The sequence below is a fragment of the Lactobacillus ultunensis DSM 16047 genome (assembly GCF_001436305.1).
Lineage (GTDB): Bacteria > Bacillota > Bacilli > Lactobacillales > Lactobacillaceae > Lactobacillus > Lactobacillus ultunensis.
Window position 1 is genome coordinate 20,606 of the sequence record NZ_AZFO01000019.1, and the last position, 22,036, is coordinate 42,641.

General features: G+C 33.5%; 14 protein-coding genes, 1 tRNA gene, 5 pseudogenes and 1 other annotated feature. Of the genes and pseudogenes, 10 read left to right on the forward strand and 10 right to left on the reverse strand.

All coding sequences use genetic code 11. The features are described from left to right. The first annotated feature begins 57 nt into the window (after nucleotides 1-57). The 3 genes from FC57_RS06545 (at nucleotide 58) to FC57_RS06555 (ending at nucleotide 2,868) form a co-directional block, all read left to right on the forward strand. Nucleotides 58-762, forward strand: a complete 705-nt coding sequence (locus FC57_RS06545) for an NUDIX hydrolase (RefSeq protein WP_040529829.1) — start codon at nucleotides 58-60, stop codon at nucleotides 760-762. Between the two features lie 117 nt (nucleotides 763-879). After that, a complete protein-coding gene (locus tag FC57_RS06550; RefSeq protein WP_007126603.1) occupies nucleotides 880-2,313 on the forward strand; it encodes a nicotinate phosphoribosyltransferase in 1,434 nt (477 codons plus the stop codon). A gap of 9 nt (nucleotides 2,314-2,322) precedes the next feature. Beyond that, nucleotides 2,323-2,868 carry a cysteine hydrolase family protein gene (locus tag FC57_RS06555; protein WP_007126604.1) on the forward strand — a complete coding sequence of 182 codons (546 nt, stop codon included), beginning with the start codon at nucleotides 2,323-2,325 and terminating at the stop codon, nucleotides 2,866-2,868. Nucleotides 2,869-3,207: 339 nt separating this feature from the next. Here the strand turns inward: FC57_RS06555 and FC57_RS06560 are convergent, their stop codons facing one another. Beyond that, nucleotides 3,208-3,468 (reverse strand): bacteriocin immunity family protein, encoded by a 261-nt coding sequence (locus FC57_RS06560; RefSeq protein WP_040529831.1) that lies wholly within the window; start codon nucleotides 3,466-3,468, stop codon nucleotides 3,208-3,210. Between the two features lie 487 nt (nucleotides 3,469-3,955). Between FC57_RS06560 and FC57_RS06565 the strand changes: the two genes are divergently transcribed. Beyond that, nucleotides 3,956-4,044, forward strand: a tRNA-Ser gene (locus tag FC57_RS06565). Between the two features lie 1,371 nt (nucleotides 4,045-5,415). On the opposite strand, the gene FC57_RS06570 is transcribed toward FC57_RS06565, so the two are convergent. Further along, nucleotides 5,416-7,899, reverse strand: coding sequence for an SEC10/PgrA surface exclusion domain-containing protein (locus tag FC57_RS06570; protein WP_040529833.1), 2,484 nt, complete (start codon nucleotides 7,897-7,899; stop codon nucleotides 5,416-5,418). Nucleotides 7,900-8,144: 245 nt separating this feature from the next. Here FC57_RS06570 and FC57_RS06575 point away from each other — a divergent pair, with 245 nt between their 5' ends. From FC57_RS06575 to FC57_RS06590, 5 genes and pseudogenes are all read left to right on the forward strand, one after another. Then, nucleotides 8,145-8,975 carry a hypothetical protein gene (locus FC57_RS06575; protein ID WP_007126608.1) on the forward strand — a complete coding sequence of 277 codons (831 nt, stop codon included), beginning with the start codon at nucleotides 8,145-8,147 and terminating at the stop codon, nucleotides 8,973-8,975. A 761-nt stretch (nucleotides 8,976-9,736) separates the two neighbouring features. Next, a pseudogene (locus tag FC57_RS11505) lies at nucleotides 9,737-10,080 on the forward strand (IS66 family transposase zinc-finger binding domain-containing protein); the annotation flags it as partial. Between the two features lie 168 nt (nucleotides 10,081-10,248). Further along, nucleotides 10,249-10,410, forward strand: coding sequence for a hypothetical protein (locus FC57_RS10870; RefSeq protein WP_007126610.1), 162 nt, complete (start codon nucleotides 10,249-10,251; stop codon nucleotides 10,408-10,410). A gap of 975 nt (nucleotides 10,411-11,385) precedes the next feature. Beyond that, a pseudogene (locus FC57_RS10680) lies at nucleotides 11,386-12,164 on the forward strand (IS5 family transposase). Nucleotides 12,165-12,700: 536 nt separating this feature from the next. After that, nucleotides 12,701-13,573 (forward strand): annotated as a pseudogene (locus FC57_RS06590) (transposase); the annotation flags it as partial. A 266-nt stretch (nucleotides 13,574-13,839) separates the two neighbouring features. Here the strand turns inward: FC57_RS06590 and FC57_RS06595 are convergent. The 8 genes and pseudogenes from FC57_RS06595 to FC57_RS06630 form a co-directional block, all read right to left on the reverse strand. After that, on the reverse strand, nucleotides 13,840-14,106 hold the full coding sequence (locus FC57_RS06595; protein WP_007126617.1) for a hypothetical protein: 267 nt from the start codon (nucleotides 14,104-14,106) through the stop codon (nucleotides 13,840-13,842). Between the two features lie 676 nt (nucleotides 14,107-14,782). Beyond that, nucleotides 14,783-14,938: a hypothetical protein gene (locus FC57_RS10875; RefSeq protein WP_007126619.1), complete on the reverse strand. Its 156-nt coding sequence runs from the start codon at nucleotides 14,936-14,938 to the stop codon at nucleotides 14,783-14,785. A 240-nt stretch (nucleotides 14,939-15,178) separates the two neighbouring features. Continuing rightward, nucleotides 15,179-15,445 carry a hypothetical protein gene (locus tag FC57_RS06600; RefSeq protein ID WP_007126620.1) on the reverse strand — a complete coding sequence of 89 codons (267 nt, stop codon included), beginning with the start codon at nucleotides 15,443-15,445 and terminating at the stop codon, nucleotides 15,179-15,181. A gap of 898 nt (nucleotides 15,446-16,343) precedes the next feature. Next, nucleotides 16,344-17,565 (reverse strand): annotated as a pseudogene (locus FC57_RS06610) (metal-dependent hydrolase family protein). 16 nt (nucleotides 17,566-17,581) lie between these two features. Beyond that, nucleotides 17,582-19,213, reverse strand: coding sequence for a peptide ABC transporter substrate-binding protein (locus FC57_RS06615; protein WP_040529835.1), 1,632 nt, complete (start codon nucleotides 19,211-19,213; stop codon nucleotides 17,582-17,584). Between the two features lie 68 nt (nucleotides 19,214-19,281). After that, nucleotides 19,282-19,531, reverse strand: a binding site (T-box leader). A gap of 235 nt (nucleotides 19,532-19,766) precedes the next feature. After that, the gene (locus FC57_RS06620; RefSeq protein ID WP_148449502.1) at nucleotides 19,767-20,054 is read right to left on the reverse strand and encodes a hypothetical protein; all 288 of its coding nucleotides are present in this window, start codon (nucleotides 20,052-20,054) and stop codon (nucleotides 19,767-19,769) included. A 65-nt stretch (nucleotides 20,055-20,119) separates the two neighbouring features. Then, on the reverse strand, nucleotides 20,120-21,097 hold the full coding sequence (locus FC57_RS06625; RefSeq protein ID WP_007126625.1) for a metallophosphoesterase: 978 nt from the start codon (nucleotides 21,095-21,097) through the stop codon (nucleotides 20,120-20,122). Between the two features lie 3 nt (nucleotides 21,098-21,100). After that, nucleotides 21,101-21,370, reverse strand: coding sequence for a hypothetical protein (locus FC57_RS06630; protein WP_007126626.1), 270 nt, complete (start codon nucleotides 21,368-21,370; stop codon nucleotides 21,101-21,103). 521 nt (nucleotides 21,371-21,891) lie between these two features. On the opposite strand from FC57_RS06630, the pseudogene FC57_RS10685 reads away from it, so the two are divergent. Then, nucleotides 21,892-22,036 (forward strand): annotated as a pseudogene (locus tag FC57_RS10685) (helix-turn-helix domain-containing protein); the annotation flags it as partial.

Here is a 22,036-nt window from a genome sequence, read left to right on the forward strand (position 1 = left end):
TGATCATTCAATTTACGTAGTTACGTATTTGAATGATCTTTTTTCGAGGTGATTTATTTGGATGAAGAAATTGTTGCTCGTCCTTTAATTACGATTACGAATATCATTTGGAGTTTCAATCCTAACACTCATTTGCCTCAAATTTTGTTAATTAAACGAGCTAATGAACCTTTTAAAAATAAATGGGCATTGCCTGAAACTCTGTTACGTAGAAATGAAAGTGCAGATGCTGCTTGTATCCGACTAATTAAAGATAAAATTGGCATTGCCATCCCCCACGGTGCCACTGAACAGTTGGCTACTTTTACTGACCCTAATCGAGTTAGTGGTGAGCGTGCACTAGCCTTAGCTTACATGACTTTTTTACCTGCTATGCCACAGCTTAAGCCTGGCTATGGTGCAACAGAGGCAAGATGGTTTGCATTTAATTTTAAGGACCAACATTTTTACTTAAAAAACGATGTCATCGATCTAACCTTAACTGAAAAATCTAAACTTGCCTTTGACCATCATCTAATCGTAATTGCAGCTATCAAGCGAATTAAGAACAAGCTAGATTACCAGCCAACAGTACTTCAAATCCTAGGACCCACATTTACTCTACGCCAAGCACGTGAAGTTTATGCTATTTTCCTAAAAACCACAGTCGACAAAATTGATAATTCTAACTTTAAGAAAACTCACAAAAATATTTTTGAAGAAGTAGGAACCGCTTCTACTAAGCGCTCTGGTCGACCACCTAAGATCTTTAAATTACGCTAAAACTTGCACTCACTAAATAACGTGTTACAATCGACACTAATAAAAGTTAAATATACTTTTATTTTTTGAACTAATTAAAGTAAATTATACTTAAAAGATAGGAAGCAAATAAACAAAATGTATCATGAACTTTTAACAGATATGTACGAATTTTCAATGGCCAACGGCTATTTTCAAACTCTGCCACATAACAAGCAAGCACGGTTTGATGTCTTCTACCGTAACGTTCCTGACCATGGTAGTTTCGTAGTTAGTGCTGGTTTAATGCAAGCACTAGATGAAATCAAGCACTGGCACTTTACTGCCGATGACATCGCCTACCTGCGCTCATTGAAGCACTTCTCTGCTGACTTTCTCGATTATCTTGAACATACTAAAAATCAATGTACCGTTAAAGCTATCCCTGAAGGTACACCAGTTATGCCACAAGAACCAATTCTTTCTATTTCTGGTCCATTAATGGAAGTTCAATTACTGGAAACATTGGTATTAAACATTATTAACCATCAATCACTAATCGCTACTAAAGCTTGGCAAATTACAAATGCAGCTGATGGTCGCGCAGTCATGGAATTTGGTGCTCGCCGCGCTCAAGGCCCTGACGCTGCAACTTATGGTGCTCGTGCCGCAATCATCGGGGGATGCAGCAGTACCTCTAATGTTTTAGCTGCTAAACTTTTCCACGTACCAGCTGTCGGCACAATGGCTCATGCTTGGATTGAAAGTTTTCCGGATGAATTAACTGCTTTTAGAGCTTGGGCCAAAATTTATCCTGACACAGCCGCATTATTAGTTGATACCTACGATGTGGTAAATTCTGGTGTTCCAAACGCTATCAAAGTATTCAAAGAATTACGTGCTGCTGGTCATGAACCAGTTGGCATCAGAATTGACTCCGGTGATATTACTCAATTGGCCAAAAAGGCTAGAAAGATGTTAGATGATGCAGGCTTCCCTAACGCTAAGATTACTGCATCCAATGCTTTAGACGCTCACATCGTTAAAGCTTTACTTGAAGATGGTGCACCACTTGATAACTTTGGTATCGGTGAACGTTTGATTACGAGTTCATCTAGCCCAGTTTTAAGCGGTGTCTACAAAATGTCCGAACTTGAAAACAACGGCAAATGGGAACCTAAGATCAAGATTAGTAACAGTCGTGAAAAGATCACTTTGCCAGGCAATAAACAAGTTTACCGTCTCTATAAGAAAGATGAACCTAGCAAAGCTTTTGCCGATGTCATTGCATTAAATGATGAACAAATTGGTGACACCATTTCTGCAGTCAATGCGGATGTATATGCTACTCATGACAAAGTTGAATTAAAAGACTTTGTAGCTAAACCACTTTTGAGTGAAATTTTAACTCCTGACCATGAAAAAGATATTGAAACTGACACTTTTGCCATTCAAAAATTCGCTCATCAAAAAGTCGCAGAATTACCAACAGCTACTAAGCGTCTAGTTAACCCTGATCGTTATCCTGTCTTTTTGACAAAGAATTTAGCCGACTTACAACAAAAACTGATTTCAGAATACAGAAACATATAGAGGTAAATTATGACTAAAGCGTTACTGATTATCGACTACACTAATGATTTCATCGCTGATGATGGTGCACTAACTTGTGGTAAACCTGGTCAAGCAATTGAGGATCATATTCTAGAATTAGCCGATGAATTTTATCAAAATGGTGATTATGTGATCTTTCCTACAGACGGTCACACTCACGATAAATTTAGTCCCGAATACAAACTTTTCCCACCACACAATATTATTGGCACTCCTGGACAAGAATTGTATGGCAAAATCAAGACTTGGTATGACGCTCACAAAGATAGCGACAGAGTTTACAAGTTCAACAAAAATCGTTATTCTTCTTTCCAAAACACTAATCTAGATAATTACTTAAGAGAAAGAAAAATTGACGATCTTTGGTTAACAGGTGATTGTACCGATATTTGTGTCTTGCACACCGCTATTGCAGCTTATAACCTGAATTACCATATTACGATTCCAACCGATGCAGTTGCTACCTTCACTAAGTATGGGCAACAATGGGCACTGGATCATTTCAAGAATTCATTAGGTGCTAAGTTGGTTTAAATTGTGAATAACTAACCCGAAAAGTCCACACTATGTGTGGATTTTTGCTTTATTTTGCCAAAAAGCTTGATATGACGGGCTTTATGGCTATGTTTCACAAGTGAGATTTTCTTTAATATTGATTTTTCAATCATGTAAGCGCATAGTAGTGTAAATTTATATTTGTATTTTTGTTTCATTAGCTGATTTTATAAATAACTAAAATTTATCACTCCCAATCATTAAAGATCATTTTTTGGATTACTTACTCAATACAGAAAAAATTAACTAAAAAATCAGACTAATTATCAAAATTAGCCTGATTTTTCTTTAGAATTAATAATAACTTTTCATAAGTTCCTAAATTTCCGACAACTTCTGCATCTCTTTATGCAAATCTAGGACGCTGTCTGGGGTCTCGCCTGGACCATGACTAGTAATGTAGCCAGCCAATGATTTATCAAGTGCTAAAGCTACTACTTGCATTGGCTTGCCTGCATCCCTCCTGCCATAAGCAACTCTAAAAATATCCATCAACTCAGGATTATTCTTAACTTCTTGATCGTGGTTAACGATCTCTTCGATTTTATTTCTAATAATTCTTTCTTCATTTTCAGCCATAATCATGACCTTCTTTCTATCTACTTCTATTATAGCTTTATTCGAATCCGCTTACATTAATTTCTAACAAAACATACTAATTTAATGTTAAATTATAAATCACTACAAATTAGTTACTTGTTATTATTGAATATTTAAACTAATCACCTTATACAGAATGGGTTATCTCCTACGTACTTTATATATTACACACATGGCGCTAGTTAAATTATCCTAGATAATGAAGTTCTCAATTGAGTTTGAAAATTAGCTAAACTACGAACACAATTGTTTTCAGCATTATAATAATAAAATACTTTCAATTGTCCTTCGGATAACCATCAATTAATACTTATTATGCTTTTTAGGGTTTGCAATATTTTTGCGACAAGGCGTTCAAAGTTTATTAATATATACAAAATCAGTAAATTATGTTAACCTATTGTTAGTGTTAACAAGATAGATATTATATTACTTGTTACTACTAACTCTCTTTAATTTACAAACTGGAGCTGTGCCAGAGTGGTTGATCGGGGCGCCCTGCTAAGGCGTTAAAGGTTTTTATATCTTTCGATGGTTCGAATCCATTCAGCTCCGTAGATTTTGTGCTTTTGCATTTTGACGTACTTGTAAAAACAATATTTTTGTCTTTAACATCAAGTTCAAATTTAATACAATAATTAAGAGAAGACATAGAATTACCTTTGTTTAGAAGAATTTGGGTGGAAATAATTTTTATTAGCGAAGGTTATGTTTTCCTTTTTTAATGCAATAAAAAACCTATTGATGACTTATCATACAGATAAGTCATCAATAGGAAAAATTATAGAGCCATTTTATTATGATATAAGCTTAAATTAGCTTTTAAAAGATTAATGATGATATAAAGTTTTAATACTATCTCAATTTACAAAGAAGAAAAATGTTATATAATAAAAAGGTGGTTGCACGTTTTGAATCAAAAAAGATAAATATTTTGCTTTGCTGAATATTCTCTATCCCTAAGTAATGTCTCCTTTGATTCGAGAAGTGCAATTTTTTATAAAAATTTAAATAGAATATGAACTTATAAAATTGGAATTATTCATTTGTTTTACTAAAAATTATTTACAGTCATAATTTTTGAATGATATCATCTTTTGTTTTAGCCTTATTCATGAGAATCTCTCTTATTTTTTGATAATGTAAAGCATATTAGAAACGCACGCAAAATCAATAGAAATTGCGTGCGTTTATTATTTTTATTCCCGGTTCAATAGCCTTTCATTAGCCAGTCTACTTATTCATTGGATAAGGCTTTGACCTCGTCCTAATTGTTGGGCCAGCTCATCTTGCCATTTTCGAATCTTTTATAAAGCAGCTAGTCTCATGTCAGCACGACCACAAGCGAGATAGACTTGTTCTAGATCATAGAGGTTAATCATGGCAAGACTTTGCTCACAATCTCGTTCAGGAATCAAGATCCAGAGAGCTATAAAGTTTCAATTCAAGATTATCCTTCTTTAAAATGAGCATCAGGTTATTGCGTGGCGGACGTGCCTTTTTAGGCCTTTACGGATAATCCAAAGCCATGATTTTTTTGCCCCTCCTTAAGTTTATGAAACACATGGATAACCGAGAAATTAAGGTTAAGAAAGATACTTCACTTTTTGACACTTACGATTAAATCACTAAAAAAGGATATGAGAGAAAAATACTTAATCTTTCTCTCATATCCTTATATATACAATTCATTTAGATACATACAATAATACATTATTTCTAGACATATTACAGCAGAAAAAAGAATACATAACTAATATTAAAATTTCTTTTTAAGCATTCCGTTTACTTTTTTTATTACTGTTACTATATAAATAGATAAATATGTATAGAATACCATTAATGTCAAAACACTATAAGTGCTTTACCTACAAAATAAATTAAAAATACTATTTGTAAAGTAAATCAATTCTATAGTATTCTTTTCTAAAACTTACTATGTTTTAAAACTCGCATATGAGAAGCAAGAGCCCACTGCTTTTGAGTACCTAATCGATAATAAAGCTTACCTCTAATCTTCTTTTTAGCAAAGACTTTCCAATTAGTACCTACTCTTAAAGTCCGTTTAGTCTTATTTCCTTTTTGAGTAACTAAAACAACTTTTTTGGTTACTTGCGCTATTCTTCTAAACTTATGTTCTAAATTACGAGTATGAGATCTTCTTGTTTTCTTAATATTCTTTGGAGCCTCTGGAGTAATAGATGGTTCAGGAGTTACTTTGGATTTTAAATCAAGATCAGATGAACTTATCCATTGATCACTGTTTTTTAATTGATAGAAAACTTTATCGGCACGTGTTAATTTATTAATTAAATGTACACTTTGATTACCTTCAATTTGACCAATAACCGTTCCCCCTTGGTTATAAACAGTAATTGATCCGTCATGTAGAATAGCGTTCAAATTCACTGCAGTTATTTGTGAATTATTTTGATTATTCACAATATTTGATACATCGTTATTTTCAAATGCAACATTTTGATTATTTGGAGTGACTACTACACCATTATCTCCGAAAGTTACATTAGGATGCTTTAAATTGTTCAAGGTCGATTGAGCAGCAAATAATTTATTTTGAGCAGTATTAAGTATGGACTTAGCTTGATCAAGTGCAGATTGTGCTGCATTAATTTTGCTTTGAGCAATATCTTTAGCTGATTTAAGTGCTGTTAACCGATTTTGTTCAGATTGTAGTGCTGACTGAGCAGTCGCCAATGCCCTCTGTGCTGCATTTACAGCACTTCGTGGATTACGTAAATTATATAACTCAGTTGTCAAATTATTAATTTTTGTCTGATCAACATCAAGCGCAGATTGAATATCAGATACAGCTTTTTTAGCAGAAGCCAAAGCTGTTTTGGCTTGATCTTCCGCGGACTGTTTAGCATGTTGGTCATTTACAGCACTTTCATAATTACTTTGAGCTGAGGCAACTGCCGTAATAGCATTATTTAAAGCTGTTCGAGCAGCATTAACAGCATTACGTAAATCTGTCGAATGATCGTCGCTCAAAGACAGGTTATCATTCTGATTAAATTTACTTGTATCTTCAATTTGACTCGGGTCCACCGGATTCATATGAAAAGCTAAGTTATTATCATATTTTGAAATAGCTAATCCCATAAATTTACTGCCTGGGTGAGTCAAACTCATAGCATGACCCCAATGAGATGCGGCATCGTTAAAAAGCATATTAATAACTATACCATAAAGATTATTCTTAATATCATCCATTGTAACTTTACTTGGATCATCGCTTGATACAAGAGGATAAGCACTGGTATCTTGTTGAACATTATTATTATAATCTGGAACTAATCCAGGTTGTAAGAAACCCATTGCTTCTTCATAGCTATTCATTCCCACATTATGATAAGCCTGTCTAAGAGCAGAAATATCATGTCCTCGTGTTTCAGGATTCCAATTATCGTTTTCGTAAATATGTGCTACTTCGTCAGACATTTTCATTGCTGACCTATTGTATTTTAATGGGGCATAACCTAATTGTGAACGTAATCCGTTAAGTAAATTTAGATAAAATTCACGTATATTATTCAATTGACTATTACTAATATTAGCAATATCAACAACCTCATTCTTATCTGAATTACTAGATTGATAATGATTACGAGTTAAAAGAGATGCCCCAGCATTTTTAACTTCTGTTTGTAAACTACTTGATAATGTTCCTTCCATTTCATGCTCAGACAAATAATTTTGAGCATTATTAATTGCTGTTTTAAATGCTGAATCAATAATAATTTTATTAGGATCAACACTTTCTTGAGCATTATTTAAATTTGCTTGAGCAGTATCTAAAGCGGCTTGTTTATTAGCTCTATCAGCTTTAGCTGCATTTAATGTTGCCTTCGCATTATTAACATTGGTATCTGCTGTTTGAGTCGCTCTTTTAGCTTCATCATACGCAGTTTGCTTGCTATTACTTTCGGTATTTGCGTTAGTCAAAGCAACATGATCCCTACTATACTGAACATTTGCTGTATCAAGACTACGTTGTGTTTGTGCTATCTTATCAGGTGTGGCTTGCTTAGCATCAACTTGAGCTTGAGTTAATGCGGCTTGTTTATCAGTTACTACTTTTTGAGCATCTACAACTTTTTTCGCTTGATTATCATAAGCTCTAATTGAAGCTTGATTTGCTTCTTGAACTTGAGCTAAATTTTGTTCCTTATTATTTACTTCTACTTTCGCCTTATTTACTTCATCTTGAGCATTTTGAACATTAGATTGAGCACGTGCTTCAGAATCAGCACCTTTTTGTTCTTGACCTGCACTTTCATTATTAGTACCATCACTTGCAGCCTGAACTTTAGACCCATGAATGTTGACCAATAATAATGCAGATAATGCAGTAGCACTAAGACTACTAATTAAAAATCTTTTATTCATTATTTTTAACTTTCCCTTTCTTTTTGCTATTTCCACTTAATAATATCAGGGTTTAGAATTGATGTATACAAAATACGGTATATTTTTATATAATTTTGTAACTCAATTCAAATATGGACAGTTTTAGACTAACCTTTTCTGCCTAAATCTTTAATTATATTTCACTTCTAGATAAGTTTTCTTTTACAAATGACATGAGTTACGTTATTATATATTAAAAATTGTTTCAAAAGGATGTTATATACATGAAAAAAAATAAATTATTTACTGTACTTGCTGCAATTACTTTATTCACGAGTACAAGTGTTATTGTTGAAAATAATAATTTTAATACAACTGTATTAGCCGCTAAGAAAACTACTACAGCTAAAGTAAAGGTAAAGAGTGGTGCTCGTCTTTACCATATTACCTTTAACAAAAAAGGTACTAAAGTCATTAGAATTAATCTCCTTAAGAATAAAGGCCGTGTGCAAGCTCTAAGAGGAGGGACATTTAATGCTATCTGGTCCAAGAAGTATAAGGGCACTAACTACTACTATATTGGTAATAATGGCAAAACTGCATGGGCTGTTAGAACAAAAGATGCCAAAGTAATTGGTAAGAAGAGGGTACCAACTATTACTACTTTTGTTAAGCTTAATAAAGCTAAAGCAGCTAAAGCTCAAGCAAAGCAAAAAGCTAAGGTAGATGCTCGTAAAGCATTAGCTAAACAATGGCAAGACAAGATTGATGCTGCTAAACCAAAGAGCTTCACTGGCAAAGTAAACACAGAAACTATTTACGGTACTGTAGGTTCAGACAATAAAATTCAACAAGCCAATGATAAATTAAGTATGGGTACCAATTTAACCATAATTTATAAGATTAATGACGTCTTTAAGGGTAGTAGCAATAACTCCAACGGTTATATTGCTTACGATAACGATGATAAAAAGACTGTTCTTGTACCTGCAGCTGCTGTTTCGTTAGATAATGGCTCTGATGCAGATGTCTTGACACAAGATCAATATTCTACTGCTCAAAAGAATGTAGACTCTCTTTACCAACAAGCTAAAAAGGCTTTGAACATTAAATAATAACTGAAACTTGAAAGCACTAGAATTAGCCGGATTCCTTATCGGATCTGGCTTTTTGTTTTTCTAATTAGTTCTTGAGCTGTCATCTTAAGTTGGTTTTGAATGAAAACCGGCAATAGCTTAATAAAGTTGTCTAATATTTGTTCAACTATGGCTGAAATTTTGGCTTTTGCTTTTTTACGGCTGTGAGCAGGTAGACCTTAGCAAAAGCAGAAATTAAAGATTCAGTGTCCTTTTCTTGGTCGAATTGCGTTATACTTTTCATTGCATAGGATTTCCTTTGCTTTGAATTTGACACTTAAAGTATAACGCGGAGAAATCCTGCGTTTTTATTTTTACGCGAAAAAACTAGGAACCATGCCGGAAGAGCATAATTTCTAGTTTTCAAGTTTTAGAGACTAATAAAAATAAGTTTAAGTCTATTTCTGACGCTGATATTTTTAATATTAAAAATATAATTTTCAAAAATTGCTTAGTAAATTATTAAGTCCCTTGTACCACCTGCTAAATAGAAGATATGTAAGTGTCAAAAGAATATCAATTTAGGAGGAAGTTTGAATTATATTACAAGAAAATTTGAAAAAGATTATTAACGAACAGGCAACCATAATTCAAAACTTAACTGATGAGATCAAACTCTTCCATGAACCAGTGGCTTATTTAACACAAAAGCGTACGGTAAGTCATCAGAGCAGATATCTCTGAATGGACAAATATGATCCGGATGCTCAAGATAACAGAGAGCCGTCTCCGACTAGACTATTACTTATCAAAGACAAGCTTCCAGAGAAAACAAGTTGATCTGCCAGCAGCCTTTTCAGCTGAATAAGTTCATTATGAATTAAGCGATAAGCATTGTCCTAACTGTCATCATGAACTGCTTGAAATTGGAAACTATTCTGTCAGACAAGAATTGCTTTTCATTCCTGCTCAGCTTAAGTACTTAGATCACATCCAGCATGCTTATAAGTGCCAATACTGCAACCAAAGAAATCCTAGCAATAAGATTATTAAAGCCGCGGTGCCCAAAGCACTATTCAATCCTGGCTTAGGCTTGGCTTCACTCATTGCTCATACTTTATATCCAAAGTATGAACTGAAGATCCAGACTGTCGGCATGAAAGCTAGAAAAGATTTTACTATATTTATTGCTCAAGCCAGAGACGTGACTACCGTGGTCATAACAGTCCTAATAGTTATTCAGTTAGTTAAACCATTCCACATTATCAGGGATGCACTTGATAAACAGAATGGTAGAAAGAAGTTAAAATGAATGTTCTCAAGAATAAAGTTGCCTTCTATGATTCAAGACTGGCTGAGGAAATTAGAATACAGCTACATTGATATTCGTGCTAAACGATCCAAAGCATTTGACAATTGTGAGAATGCTACCGCCTTAGATTTAGCTGGACCGTTGACGACGAAAAAATTCTAAAGAAAACTACAATCGAAGATTGCTGAAATAGGCTCTATCTGCTTAATAAAAAAGAATGCATCCCTCATTTTAAGAGATGCACCCTTCTTGTGTTGTACGTTAATACCCAATTAGCCTAAATTTCTTCTAAATCTAAAGGAAGAAGGCAACCGAATAATCAGTTGTCTTCTTTATTTTATAATAAAATGATTTTCTTTACTAGTCTTATGCACATTTATTATATAAAAACATCTCTTGTTGACAGTTAGCTATTATTTACTAATTAGCCTAAAGAGATGCTTTTGTTTATTTGATAGGTTTTCTAATAATTATGAATGGCAAAACCCGTCTGATTAAGACCATTACTTCGTTAACTCCAATAATTGCAAGCACGATGTAAATCACGTTGGTACTCATAAAGCTAGCGCTAAATAAGTAAATAACCATTACACTGGTACTCACAATTAATATTAAAGTCAGAATCAGCAAATTTCTCATATTGATTATGTACTACTTCTCACCTAAAGACAAATAGTAGTCTACTGTGAGCGCAATAACACCTAATTTGATACCATTATCATAGGCAATAAGATCAAAATAAAGGCATATAAGCCAACTAATTCGCGTAAAGCCAAAGTTAGTAATAACATAGTGTCCCCCTCACACAATTAATTTTAGTGTGAACCTGAAATCTAACTAGGAATCACAGAATTTGATCAAAAATGATTGAAATAAGCCAGAAAAAGTAATTGACTACAACAATGGCTTTATAGAGCTTAACAAATTTTGTATTTTAGACGTGACACAAATAATCTGTTAACAGAATGTATAATTTTGATAAATACTTTGTAGTTCAATGTCCAAAACCAAAAAAGCAAATTATTATTTGATCTGAATAGCATTTTAGATAAGTGTAAATTAGATCTACTGTATATATTTAATAATTTTTAGATAAATATTAGAGTTACTGCGAAACATCTGCTATAATCTTAAATTATGAAATACGAAACAGCTAAAAATTTAAACAATACCAGATTCAAGCGCCTGATCGGCGTTGCCAAGCCTGTCTTTGACGAAATGGTCAAAGTATTAAAAGCCGAATATCAAGTCAAGCATGCCCGAGGCGGCAGAAAGCCCAAGCTGGTAATTGAAGACCTGCTTCTGGCTACTTTGCAGTACCTCGCTGCCGATTATGGCGTGCATGACAGCAACCTGATCAGAAGAAGCCACTGGGCCGAAGAGACTTTGGTTAAGCATGGCTTTAACATTGGCAAGCAAGAAATCGAGCCAGACGATGTTGTCTTAATCGATGCCATTGAAGTAAAGATTCAACGCCCAAAAAAAGACAAGCAGCTTATTATTCCAGCAAGAAAAAGCAGCACGTTTTTAAAACCCAGGCGATTGCAGACACTACCGGCAGAATTATTCATTTAGACAGCTGCCAAGCATACCGGCATGACATGTGGCTGCTGCGTGAGTCCAGGCGCAGTCTGCACCGATCCGGTTTGATTTTAGCGGATAGCGGTTATCAAGGATTGGACAAGATTTACTTTCAGGCAAAAACACCGGTCAAATCCAGCAAGAAGAAACCACTGAATCAACAGGACAGAGAGCTGAATCATTTAATTTCTTCAATTCGAATCAAAGTAGAGCATGTATTTGGCAAGGTCAAAGCATACAAAATATTTTCTACTACGTATCGCAATTATCGCCGACGTTTTAATTTAAGAATGAATTTAATCTGCGGGATCATCAACCAAGAACTGGCTATCTAGTTTCGCAGTAACTCTATTTTTATAACACACAGAGAAATCGCTTACTAAAATAAAATTATTGTGTCATGTACGAAAATGTGTTATATACTAAACATTGAATTGCACATAATTGAATCAATTAAAAAAGGATTTACTTGCTACAGTTTAGCTTACTACCCTATTGTAATGTCCCATTGATTCAAGGAGTGCAATTTTTTGTAAAAAATAAAAGCCAATAGATATTAGCAAAGTTGAATTCTCATATTAGACGTATTTGTTATAAATAACCAAGCATAAGGGTTAATTTCTAATGAGTGATTGGCTCTTAATTTGATATTAGAACTAAGACGTAAGAGACTAATAGATGATAAGCTCCAAATTAATTTTGGATATAAAGAACCAGAACCAACGAATGGTAGACACTAAAATATACTGATGAGGATGAGTTTACATATGAGTGTGAGTTCATTTTTACGCATAAGTAAACTTGACATAATAAAAAGTTGGTAAAATTTCAATTCATTATACTTTCATCAATGCTTACCGGTTAGTTGTGATTCAATGCACCACAAAAGCTACGTACTCCTCAATTTAAGGAATATTATGAACTACAAAATGCGAGTCGCTATTATGAAGAACTAACCAGAGCTTTAGTTATTAATAACAACCAGTTGCATCATACCTTATAATCTACTTTTTTTAGTTAAAAAAGTGCTGTAAGTCTACAGGAAAAATCTGTCAGACGTTTGTCAGCTTATTTTCACATACTCAATATGTCTTAAACCACAATGAAATCCAAGTCTTTCAAAGTCTGTTAATTATTTTAGGCATTGACAGGCAAAGAACGCATTATTTAATAGCCAACCCCCATGCTTTAGCTAGACAAGTTTACCTGTATGACACTGATAGCGGTATTACTATTTGAGCAATTCAACGCAATACTGCTAACCTACTTTCTTTAAATACGGAAAGAGAAAGTATAGTTTATGAAAAAACTTGCGAAGCAAGTAAATGATCAGTCTTTGATTATCTATGAAAATATTCCCGGTATTGCTAAAACTACTGCAGTTAGATTAGCAATAGAATTAAGAGATTTGAGACGCTTTGAAACTTTAGCTCAAATTGATGCCTTTGCCGGTATTGATCAGGCCACTATGTGAAAAAGACAGTAATTTAGGAATAATCAAACACAGCAATCACCTAGCTAGAAATATTCTATATCGGACAATTACGCAAATGGAAACTATAAAAGCTACTCAACCTTGTTATATTACTGATTATTACGATAAGAAAAAACGATCTTCAAATAGCCAAGGCTATAAGAAGATCATCATTACCTCAGTCCACAAACTGATCGCACAATGTTTGCACTTGTCAAATATGATCAATTATATGATTACAACGTAGTTACAGACAATAAAAGACTTTAGTTGAAATCAAATAATCAACTTTAGTATAACCACCCATGAAAGTCTTACAAGTACCCATACGTTTATTTGTAAGACTTTCAATATTTACTTTCTTTGACCCTAACCCTATTCGCACTATTAAATAAGTAATATTTTCGTCTTAAATCACTGATAATACTTGACTTAAGGTAGAAAACAAAGGCAGATCATTTTTGATCTGCCTTCGTTATTAATAGATTGAATGAATAATAAAATATTAGCAGAAATCTACAAGTTTGACAAGCTTTTTAGTCTTTAATTCGATGAGCTTCTAGCCCTTCAAGCTTGTTAAGCAGATCGCTGAATTCGGTTAAATTTTTAGAAATAGCGTTAATATAATAATTTTCATATCTCAAGTCTTCAATTTCGGATGCATGCTGCGTCTTCTCTTTGCCCAAATCCTTATGATCAATCAGAATTTGGAACAACCGCGTAAAGTCCGCAGTATTGGCGATAGTCCGATCTTGCATTTGGTCAAATATTGGCTTGATTTCAGCGAAGCTTTGTTGATCCATCCTACAATCTTTCTATTAAACATCTATCTTTATTTATTATAACAAATCATCATCTAAAATAGTCATTGAAAGGACTAAAAAAGCAGATATTTTGCGTTAACCTCGAGCTAGGGCGAAACATCTGCTTTTCCCGATATAATTGATGTTACTATAAAAATTGTCTCATATCAAATTTAACTACATGTAAACTGTTTAAAATTTTCAAACAAGTAAATAAAATAAAGCAATTTGATCAAACCTTATTTTAGATGCTTCAGCTTACAGACAATTCGATTATGCTTTTGAAGAGTATAGTAAACGGTTGCTGGTGTTATTGTCTTTTCTTCAGTGTCAGCCTGATTGTTGTCCAAAGTAACCAAGATTTTATTGAATAAAATTAGTACCTAAGTAGTATATTGATTTTTACCAGGTAAATTACTGATACTCAATTCAAATTTGGATTGAACATTTGGTTCATGTAATCCATAATTAGCTACATTAAGTAAAGCACAAGTATGTCACCATTCAAAATCATTAAGAAATAACAATTTTGTTCCAACATAAATTTGACATTTAAGGGCATCCATGTTTGTAATATGATTGATATGTTGATTATCAATATTTACGAGATATTCTTCTGAATCTTTATGAGCTAGCTGACTTGTTGGAACAGCTACTGGATCGTCATTAATATATACTAAATTGATTTATTTTCATAGTATTGAGCAGTGTAATTTTCATCATCATCAATTTTTGCAGTTTCTAACCCATATTGTTGTGCTATTTTGTTGATAGCATTATTATCATCTGTATCTTGGTTTACAGTTAAAGGCATAATACCTACGCGCACCATTTATTAAACCCGCTGCAAATTGACTCAAGCGAGTTTGTTGATTTTCAGTAATATAATCTACTTTTTCTTATGCCAATTTGTCATTATGCTGATAACAGGCTAAGTCCTATAATTCATCACTTGTACTTTATGCATAGTAGTTTCAAAATTAGGTTCATCCATACCTCAATGAGTAATAAGCTTGCTTGGTCATAACGTTTATAATAGCATTAACGTATTACGCCAATATGGTTAGTATCTTCACTTTTTAGCGTCGTTAAGTTTATTTTGAGCTTGATCAACAGCTTGATTAGCCTCATTTGGAGTTTGTGTTATCCATTGTTGATCAATAGCAACTTTCGTTTGAGCATCGGTTACGTCCTGATCACTCACTGCTTGCTTAGAGGTGTTATTAATAGCTTCATTTGGGTCAATACTGTCGGCTTTAACAGTATGATTATTGTTTACTATTGTTGTGCTTAAAGCTTCCAGAGTAGCAGCGACTAAAAATGCAAATTGTTTATTCATATCAATTCCTCGCAAAAAATAAATTATTTTATGAAGAAATGATAGTATTTTTTTTAATCACTATATATATTGTTTAGTTGTTTTGTTAGCTACATTTTTAATTGCAATTTTATAAGAAACAAAGGGCAAGTTTAAGCTAGTCCACTCCCATGGCGCATAAGTTTTATCGGAAGTGTTTTCTACATTTTGTTAGCTTATCTATACATCACTTTCCCACTTTCTTTCTGTTAACTTTACGAATTTACAACGATGATTCCTACTTCTTTTTCCACTTGTTTTATTTATTGTGTGATACTGGTTTGAACTATGTAATTAAGCTTCCCAAGTTTTAACTATTTTGGACTTAATAAACTAAGTATAGGTGTATCTCCAGTCCTTAATAATGAAACAGTATAAGTCAATTGCATACGCACAGTACTTAAAATAGATGATAACTCAACACGCAAGAAAATCTATATTATATAAAATTATTAAAGATCTATTACCACTATTATATATTACTTTATATAAAGTCTTACATCTCAATATATTGAAAGAAGCACAGAATATTTTATTGCTCTATGGTATTGATGTAACAACAGGAATCAGAATGTATTTTAAAGTAATTGTCTGCAATAAAGGAATTCTTTTAGAATTAAGACCTAGAACCGGACTAGAGCAAGCTAACTATGAAGCAAATCCTCAAATGTCTTATAAATTTGAGGATTACAAGAAAACAATGCATCAATGATTCAGCTATTAATACTACTATTCGTTACTCACGTTCTTATAAGAAATATAATAGATCGTCAAAAAGGAAAAGAGCTAAATTTACTTCCTCACTAATAGATAAGGAGTATTTTTTAGCCCTGCTCCTTATTTACTTTATTCTTTTCAGATAAATAGTAATGTAGAAAAATTAAAATTTTCTAACTCCATGTTGATATACTTTTTTGTCCTCTTGCTCTACAGCAGCAACATTCACTAATGGATTTTCTTTTAATACTAAGAAATCTGCAAATTTACCTTCTTCAAGAGAGCCATATTCTTTATCGATTTGGAGTAATTCCGCAGAGCCTAGTCCAGCTGCATGTAGAGCCTGATAGTTGGTAGCACCTGCTCGAACTAATTCGGTTAGTTCTTTAGCTGTATTTTTAAGTGGATTTTTAAAAGTCCCAGCATCCTGTTCCTAAAGCTAGCTTAACTCCTGCTTTAATAGCCTTACCAACATGTTTATAAAAGGCTTCTACGTGCTGACACATCTTATTGTAAGAAAAATCAGTCATTTTACCTTTACCATAAACTGCAATTTGATGTCCTGCAATTAGAGTAGGAGATAAGAATGTCCCCTGTTTTTTCATTAGATCAATATCTTCATCACTCGTATAAAATCCATGTTCAACTGAATCAACACCAGCTACTACAGCATAATGAATGCCTAGTCTACCTTCTGCATGAGCACATACTGTCATGTGTTTAGAATGTGCTTCTTGCACTGCTACTTTCATTTCTTCTAATGAAAGTTCAGTATCATCGATTTGATCCCCTTGAGACATAATACCGCCAGTCGCCATTAGTTTAACGTTTTCAGCACCCTTTTTAAATTGTTCACGTACTGCTTTTCGTACATCATCTCCTGAATTCACTAAATGAGAATAATTAGGTGTCCCTCTGTCATATAATGGATTTCCTAATGGTCGATCAGAATGTCCACCTAAAATTGAAATAGGCATCCCTGTAGGTTTAATTCGAGGTCCATCAAAAGGAAAATCCTTACGAATGTTGTTCAATTTAACATCAACATCAAATGGTGAACCACATCCTCGTAAATAGGTAACGCCACCTTTTAAACCACTCTTTAAATCCTTTAATGCTTTATAAGTAGTTAAAGTTTCAGTTTCGGGATAATGAACTTTGCTTACGTTAATATAGCCAATATGAGTATGAGCGTTGATTAACCCCGACATAACATACTGACCTTTTAAATCTACAGTTTTATCGATATCAGGAAAAGTAAATTTCCCAGTTCCTTTGACTTCTAATTTTCCGGTTTCATTATTTACAACAAACCACGCATTTTCTAATAAGTTATCTTCAGTCCCTACAAACAGATTGCAATTTACGAAAGCTGTTTTAGTCATCTTTATTTCTCCCTAACTATCTAGTTACGTATGCACTTCTAAAATTGAATTTACCTAATGAGAAACCAAGATTATGAACAGAACTTCTTACCATCCATGCTTGCCCATCATGGAATAATGGAGATAATGGTTGTTCAGAATCTAATACTTTTTCTGCATTCATTAAATCCTTTAAACGTTTATTAACATTCATTTCTTTGCTAGAAGCATCCAAGTAGTTGTCATATTGTTTATTGGACCATTTACCAAAGTTGTAATTTTGTCCTGTTGCCATAACGCTGAGCATTGCATATGGATCAGTAAATGCTGGATTTAATCCAGTGTAATCAACATCATATTTACCATTTAACATGTTGCTTACTCTTGTAGTTTTGGGCATTGTTCTCACATGAACTTCTACTTTTTTACCAAAGGTGCTTTCAAATTGACTTTGAACATATTCCAAAACCTTCTTAGAAACATCGTCATCGTCTCCACCTAAAGTAAATTCCATTTTGGATTTTCCTAATTCTTTAAGCCCTTTGTTGAATAATACGTTGGCTTCCTGCTTGTTAAACTTGGTGTACTTACTTGTAGCACCTTGTTCAGCAAAATATTTATTAAAGTTAACTCCGTTTACAGTTTCTTGCGGACCTGTAAATGTGGTTGCTACTGTATTTGCACCACCAACTGTTTTGGCTAATTCTGCTCTATCCAGGGCCATTGAAAAAGCTCTTCTTACATTAGCATTAGCCATATCCTTATTTTTAGAAACGTTATAAGTTAAATATTCAGTTCTATCTAGTTTGAAAACCCTGTAGCCATCTTGATGCTTTAGTTGTTTAGAAGCTTGTGTATCAAGGAATGCTCCATCTAGCTTACCAGATTGATAAAGGTTGTAATCCGTTGAAGGAGTCTTGACAACTGTATAATTTACGGTTTTAAGCCTTACATCTTTTTTATCCCAATATTGATTATTCTTTTTAAGCTTCCAACTCAAATTAGAACCAGTCCACCCACTGCTTACAAATGGACCGTTATATACCATGTATTTAGAAGCGGTACCATACTTTTTGCCATATTTTTGTACGGTATCCTTATTTACAGGATTCCAGCTAGAAGCTGTCAAAGTTTTGAAGTAAGGAACGGGATGAATAAGGTGAACCACTAAAGTGTGTGCATCTTTTGCTTCAACACCCAACGTATTCGGTGATTTCTTACCGGCTACTACTTGGCTTGCATTCTTTACCGCTTGATAATTATTCTGTTGTTGAGATTGAGTATTAGGATCCATCATTCTTTGTAAAGAATATACAAAATCTTGAGCAGTAACTGGTTGACCATTACTCCATTTGGCATTTTTTCGTAATTTAAATGTCCACGTTAGTCCATCTTTACTAGAAGTAGATGTAGTAGCCACGCCAGGTGAAACTTTACCATCTTTATCCATTCTGTTAAGTCCCTCAAAAACATTGGCAGCTTGTTCTCCGCTAGAAGTATCTACCATTTTATTTTGATCTAGTGTTTGAACTTCGGATGTAGTCATCCAAGTTAAAGAACTTTCATACTTTTGGGTTGATGCGTTTTTTCCACTTGAACATGCTGTCAATACAGCTACTGCACTAGTAGTTAACAACCCACTTGCTAAAAATCTCATCCGTTTTTTCATAAAATTTCTCCCCATGTTTATTCTTTAGCCTGGATAAACAAAAAACGCCCTACTAGATCAATTTGATCTAATAGGGCGTCTATAACGCGGTACCACCTATTTATTCGTTAATAATATTAAATATTAACCTCATGCACGTGCGGCCAATCTAAATGATTGGCGATACGTCGCCGCTATAAAGGGCGGACCCTGAAAATACTAAATATCGTATTTTCTGCTCAAAGGTGATTTTCGCTAAAAATATTGTTGTCTTCTTTCACCAACCGAAGACTCTCTGAAAACTCTATTTTATGTTACTTTCCTTATCGAAGCTAAGTATTATTTTTATTGTTGAACATAATAATATCAGGATTTAATTTTATGTCAATAGATCTTAAAAAATAATTAATAAAGTAACTAATTTAGATTTTAGTACATTGATTTAAAAGAAAATACTTAAAAATTTTCTATTTAATTATATTATCAGATCAAACCCAAGTATTAGTAGTCTTAATTTTATCTTTTCTTGCATTAAGATCAAAATTCTGAAGATACTACAAGATAATGTAGCTTTTTATTCCATATTTATATAGCCTTTAGTATATTCAGCTACTTGGTCATTAAATTGAATTTTGTCTCCTGAATGCAATAAGTCTAAATTGGTAAAATTTTTTGTTAGGTTTAGCCACGGATGATCAGTAACCAATCTAGTTTTTTCAGGATCATCAATTATCTCAACTTGTTTGACAACCATTGTCGGGCTGTATAATTCACCTCGAAGCTTATCGTAATATCGTTTATAGCTGTATTTACCAAAAATCGCTCTAAAAGTATGACGCTCCTCGGATCCGATTTTATTCAAAAACTGTCTCATTTTTATAATCCCTTTATATTGCTAATTTTAGTTTTATAGTTCTTTTATAATTTTTATGCTTGATACTTACCATATTTTTTCTTATAGGTATTCCAATCAAGTCCTTGAGGATCGTCATGATCGTATACCACTAAGATTTCACCTTTATTATTCAAGACTGTTACATTGCCATCATGTCCTGGATAACGAGAATGACAGCCATTATCAGTGAAAATTCTAGCCGGTTCTCCTTTGTATTGAACTGGACGTACACAACAATCTGTGAAGGGAGTATCTTCCATAATACGACCATCATCAAACACACCATGCAAAAGAGCAGTCGGAGTATGGCCAGTCACGATTGTTTTTCCTGTTTTATTATGAGCAAAATAAGTTGCTTCCTGTACTGATACCCCTAGGTTACTCTGATGATAGAAGTATTCATCTCTAGCCCACAACCGGTATTCATCATATTTAGATAGGCCAGTTACTCCCCACCCTTTCCCATACTGGTTTGGATCATTGTAGTTTTTGATAGGCATAACACCGCCATGTACAAAGATAAAATTAGGTGTTTCAAACATAATAGGCAAAGACAAATAGAAGTCATAGAAAGAACTATTTCTTAGTTGTTCCTGGCTTTCTCGATAATTGATCTTCTTAGAGCCAAAGAACGAGCGTAAAGTGGTTTTGCCACCATTGTAGAACCATAAGCGATCAGGATCTCCACCTTGAGCAAAATCCAGCATCATTTCTTCATGATTTCCTTTGAGGATTACAGCATTATTTTCTGTAGCAAGCTTCATAAGATCCTCGGTAACCATCTTGGAGTCTTTACGGCCATCAATATAATCTCCGCCACCTACTAACTGTGCATCCCCATAGTCAGAATAAGCCTGTTTAATCAATGCGATTGTTTTAGCGTTGCCATGAATATCTGAAAAGAAGATATAATATTTAGCATCTTTATTAGAGGTTATTGTTTGCGTATCAAGGTCTACCTGATAGTTTTTTGGAAGTAAGCTAACATACTTATTATTTGATTTTTTCATGTTTTATCTCCCATCGTGACTTCCATACTCAAGCATTTTTCTAAATATAAGAGTACCAAGTGTCCCAACTACAATAACAATTAAGTTAAAAAATATAACCACAATAAAAAATGGCGTAATTACCTTAATAGTTTTAAATCCTGAAGTTAATGAACCATTATCCACTACAGCAAAGAAAAATGGAATGATGATAGTTCCAATAAAGCAGGTTAATCCAACAGCAAGTATGTCCTTAAAGAAAGATAATTGTAGTTGTCGTTCTTTTTCTTTCATTGATTTACTCCTTGAAAAATTTAGCACCAGAAATAAGCTTTACTAGCAAATTTTCCTGGTATTATCTTCGGCTTAGTTATCTTTATTACGGCTTAAGTATATTTTAGTATGTCTTGTTAAACTAAACTATTTTTATTATTAACAAGTCAAACTAAAAGACAAAGAAAAATTGCTCTAGTTAGAGAGCTAAGACGGTTTCAAGAATTCTATGTCAGCGCTCTAATATTATTAAAATTGATGATATTACTATCAATTGAACTGGTAACTCTTTTTTAAAGAATGTCCCCAATAGTCTTTTTTATAAAATACTCTGTACACCGGTGATCAGTATTCTTTTCTACGTAAAGTCAAGCATCATTATATGTTAAGCTTTATTATTTTGTATAAATCAAAAAGTTAATTAAATTTTTATTATTTTATTTTTCCCAGATTTAAAATTGAAGTGCAACACTAAGTGTTAAACAAAAAGGCCATGAAGACCTAAACTTGAAGTGACCAAAAATCAAGAAAGGTGAATCTCCATGACCAATTCAAATTCTAGCATCTCTAGACACTATCATCAATTAAATAGTGAGCAGCGAGGACAAATACAAGCTCTGCTTGATTCAGGCATAACTTCCGCTCCGTAATTGCCCGAGAAGTTGGCTGTCACAAATCGACAATCAG